Source organism: Bacillota bacterium LX-D (assembly GCA_031628995.1).
GTDB lineage: Bacteria > Bacillota > DUOV01 > DUOV01 > Zhaonellaceae > JAVLUO01.
In genome coordinates this window covers 47,311-64,607 of the sequence record JAVLUO010000007.1, presented here as the reverse complement: position 1 = coordinate 64,607, position 17,297 = coordinate 47,311, and the positions used below count along the sequence as shown (strand labels likewise).

The 17,297-nt window shown below is 37.7% G+C and carries 18 protein-coding genes; 8 read left to right on the top strand and 10 right to left on the bottom strand.

Annotated features, from left to right (window positions below):
- Positions 1 to 52: 52 nt before the first annotated feature.
- Both murA and RDV78_07500 read left to right on the top strand, forming a co-directional pair.
- Positions 53 to 1,330 (top strand): UDP-N-acetylglucosamine 1-carboxyvinyltransferase, encoded by a 1,278-nt coding sequence (murA, locus tag RDV78_07505; protein ID MDS1030328.1) that lies wholly within the window; start codon positions 53 to 55, stop codon positions 1,328 to 1,330.
- A gap of 218 nt (positions 1,331 to 1,548) precedes the next feature.
- Positions 1,549 to 2,262, top strand: a complete 714-nt coding sequence (locus RDV78_07500) for a hypothetical protein (protein MDS1030327.1) — start codon at positions 1,549 to 1,551, stop codon at positions 2,260 to 2,262.
- Positions 2,263 to 2,585: 323 nt separating this feature from the next.
- Here RDV78_07500 and RDV78_07495 read toward each other — a convergent pair whose 3' ends face one another.
- Entirely contained in the window at positions 2,586 to 4,352 is a 1,767-nt protein-coding gene (locus RDV78_07495) for a B12-binding domain-containing radical SAM protein (GenBank protein MDS1030326.1), read from the bottom strand.
- Positions 4,353 to 4,474: 122 nt separating this feature from the next.
- On the opposite strand from RDV78_07495, the gene RDV78_07490 reads away from it, so the two are divergent.
- On the top strand, positions 4,475 to 5,881 hold the full coding sequence (locus tag RDV78_07490) for a sodium-dependent transporter (GenBank protein ID MDS1030325.1): 1,407 nt from the start codon (positions 4,475 to 4,477) through the stop codon (positions 5,879 to 5,881).
- Positions 5,882 to 6,049: 168 nt separating this feature from the next.
- Here the strand turns inward: RDV78_07490 and RDV78_07485 are convergent, their stop codons facing one another.
- Both RDV78_07485 and RDV78_07480 read right to left on the bottom strand, forming a co-directional pair.
- On the bottom strand, positions 6,050 to 6,484 hold the full coding sequence (locus RDV78_07485; protein MDS1030324.1) for a hypothetical protein: 435 nt from the start codon (positions 6,482 to 6,484) through the stop codon (positions 6,050 to 6,052).
- Positions 6,485 to 6,491: 7 nt separating this feature from the next.
- Positions 6,492 to 7,205: a nitrite reductase gene (locus RDV78_07480; protein ID MDS1030323.1), complete on the bottom strand. Its 714-nt coding sequence runs from the start codon at positions 7,203 to 7,205 to the stop codon at positions 6,492 to 6,494.
- Between the two features lie 180 nt (positions 7,206 to 7,385).
- Between RDV78_07480 and RDV78_07475 the strand changes: the two genes are divergently transcribed.
- Both RDV78_07475 and RDV78_07470 read left to right on the top strand, forming a co-directional pair.
- The gene (locus RDV78_07475; GenBank protein MDS1030322.1) at positions 7,386 to 9,242 is read left to right on the top strand and encodes a DUF3794 domain-containing protein; all 1,857 of its coding nucleotides are present in this window, start codon (positions 7,386 to 7,388) and stop codon (positions 9,240 to 9,242) included.
- Positions 9,243 to 9,358: 116 nt separating this feature from the next.
- Positions 9,359 to 9,595: a hypothetical protein gene (locus tag RDV78_07470; GenBank protein ID MDS1030321.1), complete on the top strand. Its 237-nt coding sequence runs from the start codon at positions 9,359 to 9,361 to the stop codon at positions 9,593 to 9,595.
- 62 nt (positions 9,596 to 9,657) lie between these two features.
- Here the strand turns inward: RDV78_07470 and RDV78_07465 are convergent, their stop codons facing one another.
- Complete coding sequence (locus tag RDV78_07465; protein MDS1030320.1) at positions 9,658 to 10,098, bottom strand: hypothetical protein; 441 nt, start codon at positions 10,096 to 10,098, stop codon at positions 9,658 to 9,660.
- 108 nt (positions 10,099 to 10,206) lie between these two features.
- Positions 10,207 to 10,623 (bottom strand): hypothetical protein, encoded by a 417-nt coding sequence (locus tag RDV78_07460; protein ID MDS1030319.1) that lies wholly within the window; start codon positions 10,621 to 10,623, stop codon positions 10,207 to 10,209.
- Positions 10,624 to 10,776: 153 nt separating this feature from the next.
- Here RDV78_07460 and RDV78_07455 point away from each other — a divergent pair, with 153 nt between their 5' ends.
- Positions 10,777 to 11,334 (top strand): cell wall hydrolase, encoded by a 558-nt coding sequence (locus tag RDV78_07455; protein MDS1030318.1) that lies wholly within the window; start codon positions 10,777 to 10,779, stop codon positions 11,332 to 11,334.
- Positions 11,335 to 11,356: 22 nt separating this feature from the next.
- On the top strand, positions 11,357 to 12,709 hold the full coding sequence (gene ypeB / locus RDV78_07450; GenBank protein MDS1030317.1) for a germination protein YpeB: 1,353 nt from the start codon (positions 11,357 to 11,359) through the stop codon (positions 12,707 to 12,709).
- Between the two features lie 68 nt (positions 12,710 to 12,777).
- On the opposite strand, the gene RDV78_07445 is transcribed toward ypeB, so the two are convergent.
- Positions 12,778 to 13,782, bottom strand: coding sequence for a hypothetical protein (locus RDV78_07445; GenBank protein MDS1030316.1), 1,005 nt, complete (start codon positions 13,780 to 13,782; stop codon positions 12,778 to 12,780).
- A 111-nt stretch (positions 13,783 to 13,893) separates the two neighbouring features.
- Complete coding sequence (locus tag RDV78_07440; GenBank protein MDS1030315.1) at positions 13,894 to 14,214, bottom strand: YbaB/EbfC family nucleoid-associated protein; 321 nt, start codon at positions 14,212 to 14,214, stop codon at positions 13,894 to 13,896.
- Positions 14,215 to 14,493: 279 nt separating this feature from the next.
- Here RDV78_07440 and RDV78_07435 point away from each other — a divergent pair, with 279 nt between their 5' ends.
- Complete coding sequence (locus tag RDV78_07435) at positions 14,494 to 14,664, top strand: aspartyl-phosphate phosphatase Spo0E family protein (protein ID MDS1030314.1); 171 nt, start codon at positions 14,494 to 14,496, stop codon at positions 14,662 to 14,664.
- 16 nt (positions 14,665 to 14,680) lie between these two features.
- Here RDV78_07435 and RDV78_07430 read toward each other — a convergent pair whose 3' ends face one another.
- From RDV78_07430 to RDV78_07420, 3 genes are all read right to left on the bottom strand, one after another.
- Positions 14,681 to 14,845 carry a hypothetical protein gene (locus tag RDV78_07430; protein ID MDS1030313.1) on the bottom strand — a complete coding sequence of 55 codons (165 nt, stop codon included), beginning with the start codon at positions 14,843 to 14,845 and terminating at the stop codon, positions 14,681 to 14,683.
- Between the two features lie 89 nt (positions 14,846 to 14,934).
- Positions 14,935 to 16,194, bottom strand: a complete 1,260-nt coding sequence (locus tag RDV78_07425; protein ID MDS1030312.1) for a Ger(x)C family spore germination protein — start codon at positions 16,192 to 16,194, stop codon at positions 14,935 to 14,937.
- Positions 16,187 to 17,293, bottom strand: a complete 1,107-nt coding sequence (locus RDV78_07420) for an endospore germination permease (GenBank protein MDS1030311.1) — start codon at positions 17,291 to 17,293, stop codon at positions 16,187 to 16,189. Before RDV78_07420 ends, RDV78_07425 begins: the two co-directional genes overlap by 8 nt.
- Between the last annotated feature and the right edge of the window lie 4 nt (positions 17,294 to 17,297).

Here is a 17,297-nt window from a genome sequence, read left to right as displayed (position 1 = left end):
GGAAAAAGCAATGGAAGATTGTGAATGTATAAAAACAGGGGGGCAAGACTAGTTGGAGAAGATCGTCGTAACAGGAGGCAAAAAATTACAGGGAACCATTAGCGTCAGCGGTGCTAAAAACGCAGTACTACCAATCATTGCCGGAACGCTTTTAGCAGAAAGCCAATGCACCTTACAGGAAGTTCCGCATCTTGCTGATGTGAAAACAAGCTATCAGGTATTAGAACTTTTAGGTGCGAAGATTGATCATATAGAAAAAAACAAAGTTACTATTAATGCCTCCGAAGTCAAGCAACAGGAAGCAGTTCATGAATTGGTTAACAAAATGAGGGCTTCATTTTTAATAATGGGTCCTCTTTTAGCGCGCTATGGCCAAGCAAAAATAGCTTTACCTGGGGGATGTGCCATTGGAACTAGACCCATTGATTTGCACCTAAAGGGTTTTGCCGCTTTAGGAGCCGAAATAATTATTAGGCACGGCGTAGTAGAGGCAAGAGCAAGTAAATTAAAGGGAGCAAAAGTATACCTAGATTTCCCCAGCGTAGGTGCAACGGAAAATATTATGATGGCTGGGGTTTTAGCCGAAGGAATAACTATCATTGAAAACGCAGCCGAGGAGCCGGAAATTGTTGATTTGGCTAATTTTTTAAATAGTATGGGAGCGCATGTTTCCGGAGCCGGTACAAATATTATCAAAATTGAGGGAGTGAAGCAGCTGAAGGGTGTGAGTCACTCCGTTATTCCAGACCGCATTGAAGCTGGGACATATATGGTCTTAGCGGCAGCTACCGGCAGTGAACTGGTAATTGAAAACGTAATTATAGATCACTTAAAACCTGTTGTGGCAAAATTAGTTGAAGCAGGAGTAGAAATTACTGAAGAGTATAACGGCATTCGAGTTAAGGCTAAAGGGGAAACTAAGGCAGTAGATATTAAAACATTACCTTACCCCGGGTTCCCGACGGATATGCAAGCACAAGTTATGGCCATGCTCACTACGGCTAAAGGAACTAGCGTAATTAGTGAAACTGTATTTGAAAACCGCTTTATGCATGTAGATGAATTTAAGCGAATGGGTGCCAAAATTATTATTGAAGGGCATAGCGCCATCGTTAAAGGAGTTAAACATTTAACCGGGGCACCTGTCAAAGCTACAGATCTAAGAGCTGGGGCGGCTTTAATTATTGCAGGTTTAATGGCAGAGGGAGAGACAGAGATAGGCTGTATTCACCATATTGACCGTGGCTACGACGACATCGTTGGTAAGCTTCAGAAGATTGGAGCTGAAATTAAACGGGAAGAAAGAGAAAAATATGATTGTGAAGCTTAAAATCTAAATAACTCAACTGTCCAATATGCGTAAGCCTCCTATACTTGGGGGCTATTTTTTTATTGCCTAATACATGGCTTGTATTTATAAATAAAATACCAAAAAAATATTGAAAAGAATATATATATCTATGTCAAAAAAGCTGCATCCACATATTATGTATCAGGTGGAAGTTAAAACCACCTAAAAAATAATACTTTTTATAGGGAGGAATAACTTTGAGTTACCGGCAAAATCAACCTATTGAATTGGAATGTCGTCCAGAATTAAGGGAAGTAGTATGTCGTTTTGGTGAAAAATGCTTCCACGATACCCATTATATTTGCAAAGATTCCGCAGGAAATTGTCTCCCAGCAGATGCTTGCCCCTTCGATGCAGTTGTCAGCGGTTTAACAATTACTTCAGTAACACCTTCTGATAGCTGTGCCCAAATCACAGGAACTTATGATATTGATGTATTTTTCCGCTTTGATAATCAAAGAAGAGTTGGCGTTGCAACACGTAAAGACGCAGCTTTTACAGTTCAAGTTCCTCTAGGAGATGTAAATGAGTGCTTTGATATCTTTTGTGAGGATGGTCCATTGCCACGCCGGGTTTGCGTTTTTAATACCCGCTTAGAAGTTATTGAAGCTGCTTTAGAACCAGACGATATAGATGCCAATATTTGTCCCCGCTGCGAATTTCGTTTTAGAGTTGTTGTGGAAAAGATTTTTAGGGCCTTTGAACATGCTTTACAAGTTGTATGTGCACCAGTATGTTCAATTGATGTTTGTCAGCCAGCACCCACAACCGAAAGCCCCTTCTGTCCGCCATTTACTAATCCAACAGAATGTCCTTCATTCTGTGAAGAAGATGAAGTATTTAATCCTGATAATTGTAACACCTGTCCACCGCCTCAAGTTACACCAACTACAACACCAACAGCAAACTAAAGAGGAGGAGCAGGTAAATACCTGCTCCTTCTTTAGTTTGCCCGGCATGTTTGCACAAGACATTGCATAGGCGAGGATATAAAGGTCAGTTTGAGAAAATATCTATGACAACCCGGCGTAACTCCGCAAGCCCATTAAAAAGTATGGACTTACCAAACAAGTGGTTTAAGGAATAGGGTTAATTGATTTGGAAACATACAATGTCGCCGTTTTGTCTCGCTTCTGCGAGAAGTGGCTGAGGGTTTATCAGGAGCCGTATACGAGGCCCGTACGTACGGTCCTGTAAGAAGGATAAAGCCGAAGCAAATTGCTTCGGCTTTATCTTACTCGATGTTCACAGGTACTAAGATAAAAGGACTTCGCTTAAAATGCTTACTGGGATGACCATAATCAAATAGCAGAGTAACTTTGTCTGGGGTATAGTTTTTGCCGCCAGGGTTTTTAATAATCTTTTGTACATTATAGTTAAAGTGCTCAAAGTGAACCTTTTTAGCAATCTGTTTGGCCGAGAGAGAGCTGTAGTGGGGTAGATAGTGCTGAATGTGTTCAGGAACTCGTAAAAATTCGTAACATTTATTTTTAAAATGAGGGTCATCTACCCCATGCAAAAAATCGGGAACAATGCTTTTTACATGGCAAAGATAATCTAACTTTAAAACTTCTATAAAGACATGGACATGGGGAAGTTCCATGTTTTGATAGAAAGTTAAAAGTATTTTATACAGTTCTTTTTGGCTATGAGCTAAAGAATAAAGCCCATTATGTTCCCAGTAATTGCTTAGATCTTCATAGAATCTAAATGAACTTTGATAAAAGTTAGTACAAATAAATTCTAAGGAAAATTGAAAACTTCCTGAATTAAAGTAAAGTTCCAGAAGTTCCTCAATGTTTTTTAATGCTAAAATTTCTTTATAGCTAATAAACTTGTTTTGTAGTACTTCGTAAGGAGGAGTACTTTTATATAAATAGTTGTAGAGCTGTTGTTGTTCCCTGATGGCAGACCCTTTTAAAAGCTTTAAAAAACCTAATTGTAAATTGTGGGGCTGTAGAGCATATACTTGATTAAAAGATGTCTGAAATGTAGTATAGCCTTCCTTAGGTAATCCGGCAATTAAATCCAAATGTAAATGGATATTAGGGGTAGCTAAAAGCCGCTTAATGCTTTTACTTAACTTTTGTAAATCAACTTGACGGTTAATAGCTTCCATAGTTTCCTCACAAGTTGATTGGACTCCAATCTCAAATTGAAATAAACCAGGTCGAACTTTGCTTAAAAAATTGAGTTCTTCTTCATCTAATAAATCACCAGTAATTTCAAAATGAAAATTTGTATATCCGTTATCATGGGCGGCAATGAACTGCCAAATTTCTAAACAATGACTTTTTTTAACATTAAAAGTCCGGTCAACAAATTTGACTTGCTGAACACGGGCGTCTAAGAAAAATTGCAAATCTTTTTTTATCCTAGGTAAGGAAAAAAATCTTACTCCTTTAATTGTTGAAGATAGGCAGTAGGTGCAACTATGGGGGCAGCCTCTAGAACTTTCATAATAAATGATTTTATTGGTTAAGCTATCCATGTTCTCTAGGTAGGGAAAAGGTATTTTATCTAGCTGTTGGATTAAAGGCCTAGGTTGGTTTACCGTAATTCTTTGGTCTAAACGGTAAACCAAACCTTTAATGTCTTCTAGGTTTCCTTGACCTAGAATAAGATGATTAAGGAGCTCTTGAAAGGTTTCTTCACCTTCACCGCAAATTATATAGTCGATAGACAGATGCTCTGTAAGGATCTCTTGAGGGTCATAAGTAACCTCAGGGCCTCCTAAAAGGATTTTTACTTTGGGCTGAACTTTTTTTAAGTGTTCAATTATCTCTAAGGTCTTGGTAATATTCCAAATATAACAGGAAAAGCAAATAAGGTCATAGGAGCCTTTATAAAGTTCAGCAAGTATCTTATCCTCATTTTGGTTAATGGTAAATTCCTGAATACTAATATTGTCTCGGAATTTTTGACAGTAGCTTTGTAAATAGTAGATGGATAAGGATGAATGAATATGTTTAGAATTTAAAGTAGTTAGCAACACTTTCATGAACAAGTTCTCCTATCTATTGCACAATTTACTAATTATCATAACAAATATGTACATAAATAACAAAATTTAATAAGCCGGGATTATAATCATATTATAAGTTTAAATAAGGGGGCAGTAGGGTGCAGAATAATGCTGAAAAAAGAAAACATAATTTAGGGCGGGATAAGTTTGTTACTAGCTTAGGTGTTATTGCTGCTACTTTAGGCTCTGCCATTGGTTTAGGTAACATTTGGAAGTTCCCTTTCCTAGCGGGACAAAACGGTGGAGCAGCTTTTATTCTCATTTATTTAATCTGCTTAATCCTTGTGGGGTTGCCTTTACTGTTAAGTGAATTGATTATCGGACGAACTACAAATGCCAATCCCGTAGGAGCATTTAAAAAATTGGCTCCCAGGACACCCTGGTTTTTGACAGGTTTGACGGGCTGCATTTCAGCTTTCTTGATTATGGCCTTTTATTCTAATGTGGCAGGTTGGGTATATGCTTATATTTTTAAAGCTGCCAGCAGAGTTTTGTCAACCACTAAACCAGAGATAACGGGCAGCGTATTTAATACATTTGTCAGCGGAGTGGGAGAACCTTTATTTTGGCAGTTTATGGTATTGCTGGTAACTAGTTGTATTATCTTAGCTGGGGTAAGTAATGGCATTGAACGAGTCACTAAAATTCTCATGCCCATTTTATTTTTTCTACTAATTATATCTGATCTGAGAGCACTGACTTTGCCTAATGCCTGGGAAGGTGTAAAATTTCTTTTCCAGCCTGATTTTTCAAAAATTACAGGGGCGGTAGTTCTAACAGCTTTAGGCTTATCTTTTTTTAAGCTTTCCATTGGTATTGGTACAATGGTTACCTACGGCAGCTATATTAGCAAAAAAGAAAACTTAGTGAGTACGGCGGCAAAAGTTGCTCTTTCCGATACTCTAGTTTCCATTTTAGCAGGATTAGCTATTTTCCCTGCAGTATTTGCCTTTGGTTTTCAACCTGATGCAGGAGCTTCATTGTTGTTTATTACTATTCCTACTGTCTTTAGCTCCATGCCATTAGGCAATGTTTTTATGGTTTTGTTTTTTATCCTTTCCGCTATTGCCGCAACTACGGCCATTACTTCAATGTTCGAAGTACCTGTAGCTTATTTTACAGAAGAGTTTAAGCTTTCCCGTCCTAAGGCAGTTTTACTTACATTAGGGGCTTTAATGCTTGTAGGCTCCACAGCTACCTTATCCTTCAGTGTCTTAAGTGATTTTAAACTTTTTGGCAAAACTATGTTTGATTTGTTTGACTATACTACCTCAAATATCTTAATGCCCTTAGCTGGCTTGGCAACGGCAGTTTTTTTAGCTTGGAAATGGGGCTTTAAAAATATTGCTCAAGAAGCATCTAATAACGGAAAAATACAAAATATAAGACTATTGAGGATAATTACCCTTATCTTAAAATATATAACCCCCGTGGCTATTATTCTCGTTTTATTAAGTGGATTAAACTTTTTAAATCCTATATTAAAATTGCTGCATCTTTATTAACTAATTCAGCATAGACTATCTTTTGCTCCCCACACCATCAATTTCTAGGTTAGGGAAATCAGACTGAGTTTATCAGGAGCCGTATACGAGACCTGTATGTACGGTTCTGTGAGAAGGATAAAGCCGAAGCAAATTACTTCGGCTTTACCTTACTCGATCTGACTAAAGTTATTTATTTTTGAACTTATCCAAGAGCTTTTGCCCAATAGTGCTATCCTTTTTCAATACTTGCATTAAGTAGCCAAAGGCACTTCCTTCGTAGGGAATGTTTTCTCCTAGGAGGGCTGTTTCTAAGGACATGCGGATTATATTAATGATACAATCGTTTTCATGGTTATCTTGACAATCTTGGCATTGGCTTAGAACCTCCACTAATGCGTTTATTAGATCCTCTTGGTAATAAATTTTGTAATCTCCCGTTGGAACTAAGCTGCCTCCTTTAGCAATGCTCACAACATTTTTCTTTTCAGCATATTCCAGCGCTATTTTAGCAAAACCAATCAGACATTTTCCCTGGGCACATTTGGAGCACTCTTCTGTGGTTTTACAGCATTTCTGCACAACTTGATTAATCTTAGCGATATCTATATTACTTGCAGACATTTGACTCTCACCTTCCTAAAAATTGTAGAAAATCGTTATCACTATCTTCAGGTTGATATTTATTTAAGAACTCATTATCAGGCGTAAACTGTTCTATTCCTATTCTTCCAATGGTTTTACAAATTCGTTCTTTGGGCTGACCTAAAGAACGGTATTTATCCAGGACAAAGTCCAGTACAGCTTTTACACCCTGGACATTAACTTCCGAACAGAGTAAAGTTCCATGTTCCGGCTGCCTGCTTCCTCCTCGCCCTCCTAAATAAATACTATAGGTATCAGGCCCGGTAGCAATAATGCCGTAATCGGCACAGAGCGGGTCAGTGCAGCCTCGTTGGCACCCTGCTACGGAAATTTTAAAATCATGAGGCACCTTTTGGTCCATATATATTTCTTGAAGTTCAGTTGCTAACTTAAAGACGTCTGTTAAACTTCGTAAGCAAAACTGTTCCCCACCTGCGCAGCTTTTTACATTGCGAATAACTTCACCAAAGGAGCCAATCCGTAAGCCAAGCTCTTGAACACCTGCCTGGAAATCCTTAAGTTTTTCCTCTTTAATTAAAAAAATAATTGTCTGTCTAGTAGTTAATTTACTTCCTAAACTTTTTACTTTCTTACTCAGGGTTCCTAAGCCAATTAATTGTTCAGGAGTAATAATCCCGCAAGGTGCCGCAATTCCCACACCTAAAATACCGCTTTTTTGCTTAAAAATTGCATCTCCCATTGTCCCACCCCCATGTTTATTGTGCTGATAAAGATCTATAGTTAAAGCATACCAATAAAGTATTATTTTTCATAGTAGTTTAAAAATAAAAAATGAATTTTGAAATTAAAAAATAAATAGCACTTTTCCCTTTTTTTTGCATATATTATTATGAAACATTTGGGAGAGGAGGAGCTATCTTTGGCAGATAACTTAGAGGTTGTAAAGAGAAGAGTTTGTGCCGAATCAGTTGTGAGAAATAGTACAAATCATGTGAATTTAACCAATACAATGGAATTTCCCGTAGAAGTAAAAAAAATTAAAGATGTACATATTGATGTTAAGAATTTGGAAGCACAGTCTGACTATGATACAGGAGTAATAAGGGGCCAGCTGTATAAACAAATTACCTGGGTAGCTGCAATGGATGGGTGCTTTGAAGGAGTTGAGTACGAGGCAGGTGGGGTTTATGATCTGCCTATGGAAGAGTCTTTCACTTGCACTATTGAAATGCCGGGAGTTAGGCCCGAAGATACAATTGCTTGTGAAGGTATGGTGAATGCTGTTACACAGGCAGAAGAAAGTACTGGTAAACATAATAAACCTGATGTTTGGAGTCAGGATATTACTTTAGAGTTGTATTCTAAAGCTACTCGGACAACGGAAATGGATATTGTAACAGATGTAATGATGTCCAATAATAAAGAGATGCATGTGGTCAAAGGGCAATTAACTATTCACAATATTACTGGTCAGGGAGAAAAGAGATTTGAGTTAAACACAGATTTAGAGTTTCCCCGTCAGGTGGAAATGATTAAAGATGTGCAAGCCAAGATTACAGATATTGAAACTGAGATTATGACCGATCAGGTAGAAGTTGCAGGTGTCTTACATAAGCAAATTTTTTATGTGGAAAAAGACAGCCAAAAAATGTTTGAAACTAGTGTAGATGAAGAATGGGAAGTAGTTTTTGACTTGCCGGGAGTTACAGAGGCCATGGAAGTAATGGTTGATGCCATTGTAGAATCGGCTAAAGTTGAGTTAAAAACTGGCATGGAGGATGAAGCTACCCAGGAAGCGGAAATAAAAGTTAAAGTAAAGGTAACAGAAGACCTGGATTTAGAATATATTAAAGATGTAGAAGGCCCTCACCTAAAAGTTGAAAGGGATATCTTGAAATGCGAAAATATAGTTGGTAGGGGAAGATCCAAAGTAACTGTACAGAATGAAATTTGTTTTGATCAGCCGGTTCAAAGAATAATAGGTATTGATGCTCAGGCTAATTTTAACAGGAAAGAATCAAGGCTAAGGCAAGGTCAAGCAACAGTTCAAGGAAATTTATGCAAGCATATTTCTTATGTAGGATTATGCGACAATGCTGTCTGGAGAAAAGCAGTTAAAGAACCATTTTCTACTACCATAGACATATTCGACGCTGAACCTGGAATGAATTTTGATATAAATTGCGATATTGAAGACATTGATTTAAGCCCGCCAAACTATGATGAGGAATGCCTTCATGGCCGCCATTTCACACCGGAAGAATACCCTTGGCAACAAATGGCCGTCTTAGATGTAGAGGTGAAAGTTACGGAAACGAAAGAAGAGGTAGTTGTAGTTGACGTTACCCTGGAAGAAAATGAAGAAGAGCCTGAATTACCATGCCCTACAGAAACACCAGTACCTACAGCTACACCTACTCCTACACCAACATTAGCACCTACACCAATGCCAACGCCAACGCCAACGCCAACACCAACACCAACACCAACAGTTACACCTGCACCAACTAAAAAGCCTAAACCAGGTAAGGAAAAGCCAATTAAGCCAACAGGTACACCAACTCCTGAGGGAACACTTAAACCTGAACCGGGAAAACCAAGCCACAGCTTCTGTTATTACCGCATTCAGCCTGGAGATACTTTGTATAAACTAGCACAACGTTACAATACAACTGTGGAAGCTATAGTGGCACAGAACCCTGGTATAGAACCAAATAATTTACAGGTTAATACTTGGATAAAAATCCCCTGCGGTGCCTCTGGCACTAAAGGATAATAGAAAAGCCGCTAATGTTTGCGGCTTTTCTAGCGTAATGGTTTTATTTGGCTGTTACCTCCTATAAGGAGCTGCATAAAATATATTAGTCCAATAAAGGTTAGGAGGAGTAGGAAATGAGCGATATGGAGGGTATTTTTGAACAAGAGATAGAAGAAGAAAAAGTTGAATGTGAAGGATTCGAAGTGGAAGGTTTAAGCCAAAGACATCATGATTATAGTGACCAGGATGATCAGTGCGGACATCATGAGCGAAATTGTCACGAATACCATAAGCACAATAAAAACAAAGGATGTGGCAACAACTTTTTAATTATACTCATTCTTTTTATATTAATTTGTCAATGGAATTAGTCTAGTCAATTAATTAGATGAATTTAGATTAAAGAATAAAAGCCGTACTAAAAGTACGGCTTTTATGGATTATTTTTATCTTTGTTAGCAATGCTTTTGCTTTCTTCATGAACAATTTTTTTGACATTTTGATTTTCATTTTTAGTAGGATTTTTTTCTTTTAAAGTGCTGAGCATGTTCATTAAGGACATTAAAGCGGTAGGATTTTTAGTAAGTAAGCTGGCAATATCTCCTGTATTTATTCCTCCTCCGTGATTTTTGTTATGTAAAAGTCCCGTTAGAGTTTGCATCAGGTTGCCATCTAAAGCATTGGCAGCCATCGTTTGTGTTAGTTCGGATTTTGGCAGCCGTAATGTAACAGGTTTAAGTAGATTTGTTATGTTAAAAAGTGTTAAGAGGCTTAGTAGCCCTAAAAGGTGATCAGCAGTAAAATGAGGATAGCGATCCAGTAAATTAAATATGCCGGTAAATATATCGACTTCATCTTCTCTCCCTTTATCCAAAAAGTTCTCCCCCTTTCATCGGAAATAGCCTAGAATAATATATTCCTTGATGCAGAAAATAATTACGCCAGCCGCTAAACTTTTAATAATGATTTAGCGGCTGGTTTCTTAGAAGTCGTTGTGTTCTGTAAATTCTTCGTAATCTTCTGCTTTATTGTCTTCTTCCTCTTCTTTTTCCACTTCAGCAAATTGCTCATCATCTTCTTTTTCTAGCTGCTCTACAGAAAAACCCTTAGTAATTCTTTTTAAAGGATTTTCCGAAAGAAAGAGCAGTATGACCAGCATGAAAAGAGCTAGTAGATTATGATGATGCCGATTTTCCCCTCTTAGGCTATCCCCTAAGGATAAAGCATTAGCCCTGGTTGTACTTTTTATTGCAGAGAGTGTTTGTAGAGCGTTTTGAGCGGGTGAGCTATTAAACAGCTCGTATAAGTTATTAGTTAAATCAACAATTCTTTGTCCTGTTCCTCCTAAAAATGGCTGAGCACTTTGCAGCAAGGCAAGTAAATCCTCGTTAAAATTCATGAATAAATTTGCCTCCTTTCCTTTAGGCCTCTATTGCATATTATGTTGGATAATATTTTGCTGTTACTAAGGTTAGCAAAGGAATAATTTATTGCCATCTAAACCAAAATAAACAGAAGAAAAAGTACTAACATTTATTAGAGGTGAATAGGCTTGAATAATATTTTTAGCAAAAGGATTTTGCTGGCGGTAGTTTTAGCGTTAACAGTAGTGTCTTTGCGTCAGCTGGCTCTAGTACAGCCACAGGATATTCCACAATTGCTGGGGGCTAAATTTGAAGTATCATCTATTCCCGATCCTGAACCCCTGGAGGAGGAAGCATTACCTACTCAAGGAGAATGGTCCTTAGTAAGAAGAGCTGATGAGGTTAACTTATTGACGAGACTTGTAGCTGGTGAAGCTACAGGTGAGCCCTATGAAGGACAGGTTGCTGTAGCAGCTGTAATGTTAAACCGGGTACGCAACGCCTCTTTTCCCAATACGATTAGTGGTGTTATTTATCAGCCCCATGCTTTTGAAAGTGTAACTAATGGGCTAATTTGGAGAACTGCCAATTTGGCTACAGCGAGAAAAGCAGCTATTGATGCTTTAAATGGTTGGGATCCAACCTACGGGGCACTATATTTTTGGAACCCTTATAAGCAAGTAAGCAGTTGGATTTGGACACGGAAGATAATACGTCAAATTGGCAACCATGTTTTTGGTATCTAAGATTATTTAGGAGGAAGCATTTATGCGTAAACTACTTTATATTGGTCTATTAACTCTTTTTGTAATTGGCTTATTTGCCTGGGGCAACTGGGAAAGAGCCGGCAAACAGAGGCTATCCTATGCTTTAGAAGCTGGTTATCAAAATAATTTTTACAATTTGGTCAGTCATGTTGAGCAAAGTAGAATATTACTGGGTAAAAGTCTTATTTCCGGTTCCCCAAAGCACAATATTCTTTACTTAACAGAAATCTGGAATAGAGCTGCCGATGCCCAAAATTCATTGGCCGCGTTGCCTATTACAGAAGTGAATATGGCTTCTACCCGTAAGTTCCTCAATCAATTAGGAGATTATTGTTTTACTTTGGCTAGAGCAGAAGCCAATGGCAGGCAGCTAAGCAATAAGGATTATGAAAAGTTGAAATACTTTTACGATGAAACAGGACGTTTAAGTGAAAACTTACATGAAATTGAAACGAATTTTAATCAGGATGGTTTTCGGTGGACAGATGCAGCCGTAAACACTGATTGGCTCAAAAGTGCCCAGGCTGCTCCCAAGAAGGATTTAGCAAATTTTGTGGATATTGAAAAACGCATTCAAGGTTTGCCTACCTTAATATATGATGGACCCTTTTCGGATCACCTGGAATTAAAAAAGCCATTAGGTTTAAGTGGAAAAAACCTAGTATCCTCAGAAGCTGCAGCAGAAGCTCAAAAGTTTCTGTCCTTTTCCAAGGAACAAAATTATAGAATTATTAGAACAAGTCAAGTTAATGGCAAAATTCCAGCCTTTAACTTTATCTTAAACCCTAATCAATCAAAGGGATTGATTAGTGTTGATGTCAGCAAAAAAGGCGGACATATAATTACTGTTCTTAATAACCGGACAATAGGCAGTAAAAAAATTTCTCTGGAAGAGGCTGAGGATAAAGCAAACCAATTTCTAAAGGAAAATGGTTATCAGTATATGCTTCCTACATATAGGATTACCCAAGATAATTCTTTAGTTATTACCTACGTTTACTGTCAAGACAATGTGGTTATTTACCCCGACCAATTAAAAGTTAAGGTTGCTTTAGATAACGGCGAAATAGTAGGTTTTGAATCCTTTAGCTATTTAATGGCACACCACGCAAGAAAAATTCCTAAGGCGAAACTCACAGAAAGAGATGTTAAAGCAAGAATCAATCCTAATGTAGTTGTAGAAAGTATGCGCCAGGCTATAATTCCTTTGGAAAACGGAAAAGAAGTTTTTACATATGAAGTTAAAGGCGTCTTAAGACAAGAGCAGTATTTAATCTATATTAACGCCCTTAATGGCGATGAGGAAAACATCCTTAAAGTTATGCAGCAGCCAGGGGGGAATTTAGTTCTTTAGATGTAACAAAAGGTAAGCAAACATATTAAAACAATATGTGCTTACCTTTTGATTAAAAATTTTCAACCCTAAAATTCTACTTTTAATAAATCCATAACATTTTGAATGCGGTTAATAATAGTTGCTGACTCTGAGCCGGCAAAGAGTAATCCCACAGCGTAGTTATTTTCATCTAAAACTAAGGCGCCGCTGTCTCCAGGGCTAGCCATAGGGCCGGCTATAACCTGATCGGTGAAGTAAACATTGTCGTTTTCTCCTAAAGAAACCTTTAGAGTAGTTGATAAAACTCTCACCATTCCTGTATTAAAGCCGCTTGAACGCCCACTTTTTTTAACCTTCATTCCTAAACTAATTTCTTTCACACCCCGAACATACCCAATATCCAAGATTTTTGGCGTAATCGCATCATAAGAAATAGGCCGGGCTACAGCCGCATCTACTAAATTACAAACAGATGATTTTTTAAACAGGGACATTCGATAGTTTGGTTTAACGCTGTGTAATATTTTGTTGCCTACCCTCTCTAAAGCTGCAGCTTTGGGACAGGCAGCTTGGGTGTATTCTCGGGAAATAGGTATAAATCTTTCTAAGTAACCAATTAACTGGTCTTTGGTTCCTCCATCGTACGGACCTGGTTGATAAATAGGGTCTCCAATTCTGCAGCGCCCATCTCTGCCATTAGAGCTATTGGCAAAAACATGGTTATTAGAAAGCAGCAAGGTTTTTTTAGTAGCTTTGTCTTTCACCACTGCTCCAAAAGTACCTGCTGTAATTTTATAGTGGCCGATGCTGACACCAGGAGGTGCCGGGCGCATGTAATCCGTATGTCCTAAAAGACGAATATCCCCTACCTCAATTACATCTGTTTCCACATCATATATTTTGGCAGGAACTTTTTCCCGCTTGCTTAGTGCCTCAGGAGGCAGTTTCTTATTCACTAATACTACAACAGATCCTTTATTTGTTGTTTCCCCGTGGATTGTTTTAAATCCCTTGCCTACACCTACGATATTAGAGGAAATATTCATTAGGTCATAACGGGTTTTTTTCAAAAGTCTATCTAAAAGATCCATTTACTCACCCTCTTAATCATAAAAAAAGTTTTACTGGTATATTAATATTCAGAGGGTGGGAAAAGGGTGAACTAATAAAAAAAAGCCCTTTTAAGGGCAAGATGGGGAATCTTAAAATAAATTAGACAGGCTATTGATATCGATACCTGTTAGCTCAGACATTGTTTTCCCAGCAAAATCCTTGGAGCGGGCAAATGCTGCGTTGACTGTTTCCGTAAGGACTCTTTGCAATTTTTCTCGTCCCAGGGTGGACATGGCATTAGGAGATAAGCGTATTTCTTTAATTTCCCCTAACCCATTAATAATGACACTTACAGCACCTTGTCCGCCTTTTACTTCCGTGGTTTTAACAGCCAAAGTTCTTTTGGCTTGGGCCATGTTTTCCTTAAATTGATTTGCTTGGGCAAACAAGTTATCAAAATTCATACTCATTAAGGCAACCTCCTACAATATTGTACATATTAAGCTCCTTTGTAATCTAGTAATAAGTTATGAGGAAGGCGAGTAAAAGTTTCCTGTTTACATAAATTACCTTAAGTACCGGCTTTCTTAGTTATTTTACAGAAAAATGTAAGAAATTTTAAATAAACGGTAAAATTTAGCAGGTTATTTTCCAATGATGTCGAAGTATACTATAAAACACAATATATAGTTGTCAAGGGTCAGAGTACACCACAATATATAGGGGTTGGAGGGGGAGATGTGAAAAAAATGGGTGCAGATTGTTATCTGTATAAAAGAATTAAGTCTAAGTCTGATGAATTGACCAGAATGGCAATTAATTCCCAGAGAGGTTTGTTAGATCAGGAGATATATCAAAAAAGCTGCGAACTAGACGAACTAATCGTGCGTTATATGAGAATAAAAAGAAGCCGCTCCTAGGCTCATAAATAGATTTTTAGCTAAGTATAATGCCGATGTAAATAGGCAGAATTAAGGCTAAAAGAGCAATCAGAGAAACACCAAAGGCTGCTAATTTATTTCCTTTGTCTAAATTAAATTTAGCATAACTTAAGGTATGAAGAACTACGGCTATAACCAATATATATCCAAAAAATACCATGTATGTTTACCTCCTACTACCAGGTGTTGCGTAAGATTGAGAATATACTAAAGGGCCGAAAGGCCCCCTAGCCTTATCAAACTTTATTCTTAGTTTAAAGGAGCCGATTTTAGGATCATTCCTGTACGACGAATATGGAAATTAACAGAAGCTGTAATTTCCGCATCAGGAAATCTTGCTGACCAATTGTAATTTTGCCAATCGGGGATAGTAGCAAACTGCCAGACAGCTGCTCTGGCAAAACCAAAAATATCTGAGCGGTACTCATGCTGACATTTATAAAGTAGTTGATTCATTTTTCTTTTAACTTCTTGTTCAAAAGCTTTTTCCAATTGTTTTTTTAATTTTGGGTTTTCATAATTGATTCTGCTTTGAATCGAGGCGATGGAACCTTCTAAATCCACTTCAACTTTTATTTTTGGTACTTCTCCACGTAAATCAACGCTAACTTTGGGCGTTCTGCCAGTCTGAAGTGCTAAAGCGATAATGTTATTCGGTTTCTGAGGGTCATTTATGGTATAAAAACCATATTCAAATTTGCCATTTAAGAATTGAAAAATTCTTGCCTCTTCTCCCGTTAATTCTCCTACCATTGTGCCGGACCGAAAAACGGCCATGCCGAAATATTCACTTTTTTTGCCGCTTCGCCGAGGTGTTTTCCCAGCAATATAATCCCCTTCGTGTATTTCACTTTGCATATTTTTCATTTCCTTAGTGTCTAATTCTTTTAAATTGTTTACACCGGCCAAGGTAGCATAAGGCTCTTCTAAGGTTGATTTAAGATCGTTATAAAAGTCGTTTAAAGTTACCTGAGGGTAAAAACCGGAATAAGCACCTTGCTTAATCATTAAAAATATATCCTTTACAGGATCCTGACCAATAAAAAAGTTATTTTCTTTTAAAAAGGTTTCAGCATCTCCTTTAGAAACCACTACGTTCATAATCCGCCGCATTTCCAGATAGCGCAGCATAGCCCCTGCATATTTATTTATATCTCCGCTGCGGGCTAGTTTTTCCGAAAAGACAATTAATTTACTATGCATTAAATTAATTTGCCGGGAAGAGGCCACATTGGCTAGATTTAAGCCTGTAAAAACCGAAGGACAATCTACAGTGATGATGGTTGTATTAGCAGGCCCTACTTGACTGCTGCCTTGTTCCATGCCTCCATTTGGGGCTTGCCCCATATTAGCTATTTGCAAAGTAAGCCGCAATTTATTTTTTACACCTACGTCTAAACCCATAGCAATTACATAGGCCATTTCATTAACCTCTCTTTGGTCATAGCAGCCAGAGGGTAAAATAGTTAGAAGCAGGCAAAGACATAAAAGCAAAGCTATTTTACGCATTTTGTTGAGCCACCTTTTTCTTTTTCCCCCGCATTAGAGCTACCAGCAGTGTCAACAGCGGTATGCCAAAATAAATAATACCCCCATAAAATCTAAAAAATGAGACATAAATATAAGCTACATTAGAAAGGTCAGCATGCAGAAATGCTACGGCAAATAATAAGATGCAAAGGGGCGGCAGCAGCGTCCGAAAATCGCTAATTCTTAATGTTTTACAGTAGATGCTAAGAGCGGCATACAAATTGGCACCTGTAGCTATAATGGCGCTGATACTCCACACAAAAATAAAAATTGATTCAAATCTTTGAAAAAAGTTGCCATAGGCAATAGTTCGTGCTAGACCTAATAAAGGTATGGTGTTCTCTAAACCTACGAAATAGGGAAAGGCCAAGGAGTAGCACAAAAAACAAATTGCAATAATTAGTCCCGAAAGAAGAATAGAGATAACCCCAATTTTTTTAAAATGCTCTTGCCCTTGCAATGATTTTAAAACAATGGTTAAAAGCAGTACATCTCCGTAGACAGAACTGCGTTCAATACCATGAAAAATAATTTCTCCCAGACCATAGCCTAGTAGGGGGTATAAATTTGACAAACGATAAAGATAAATTCCCAGGGCAAGGAGCATTGCGATACCTGCCAATATATATAAAAAGAAAAAGCTGGCAGTTCTTGTTAGACCTTCTAAGCCATGGTAGAGTGCAGCTATTAAGGCTAGGATGAAAAAAAGCATAATAAAACTAGGAGGTGTCATCGGATACTCATAAATTTTAATGGCTTCAACAAATTCCCTGATAAATAAGGTAGAATTATAGAAAAACAATAGACAAAGTACAAAAGAAAGTATTTTACCAAGAATAGTTCCAAAAACTATTTCTAAAATTTCATTTAACTCTAGGCCCGGAAATCGTTTAATCAGTTGATAATAGATTAGAAAACCTAGTAAAGCCGTTAAGGAGGAAACCGTTGTTAGAAGCCAAGAAGCACCTCCGGCTATTTCTACAACATTACGTGCGCTGCTAAATAAAACTTTAGAGGAAATCATAATCGTTAGAAGACAGATAGTGTCGTAAACTCCAACTTTTCCTTCTTTAAGCATTGTA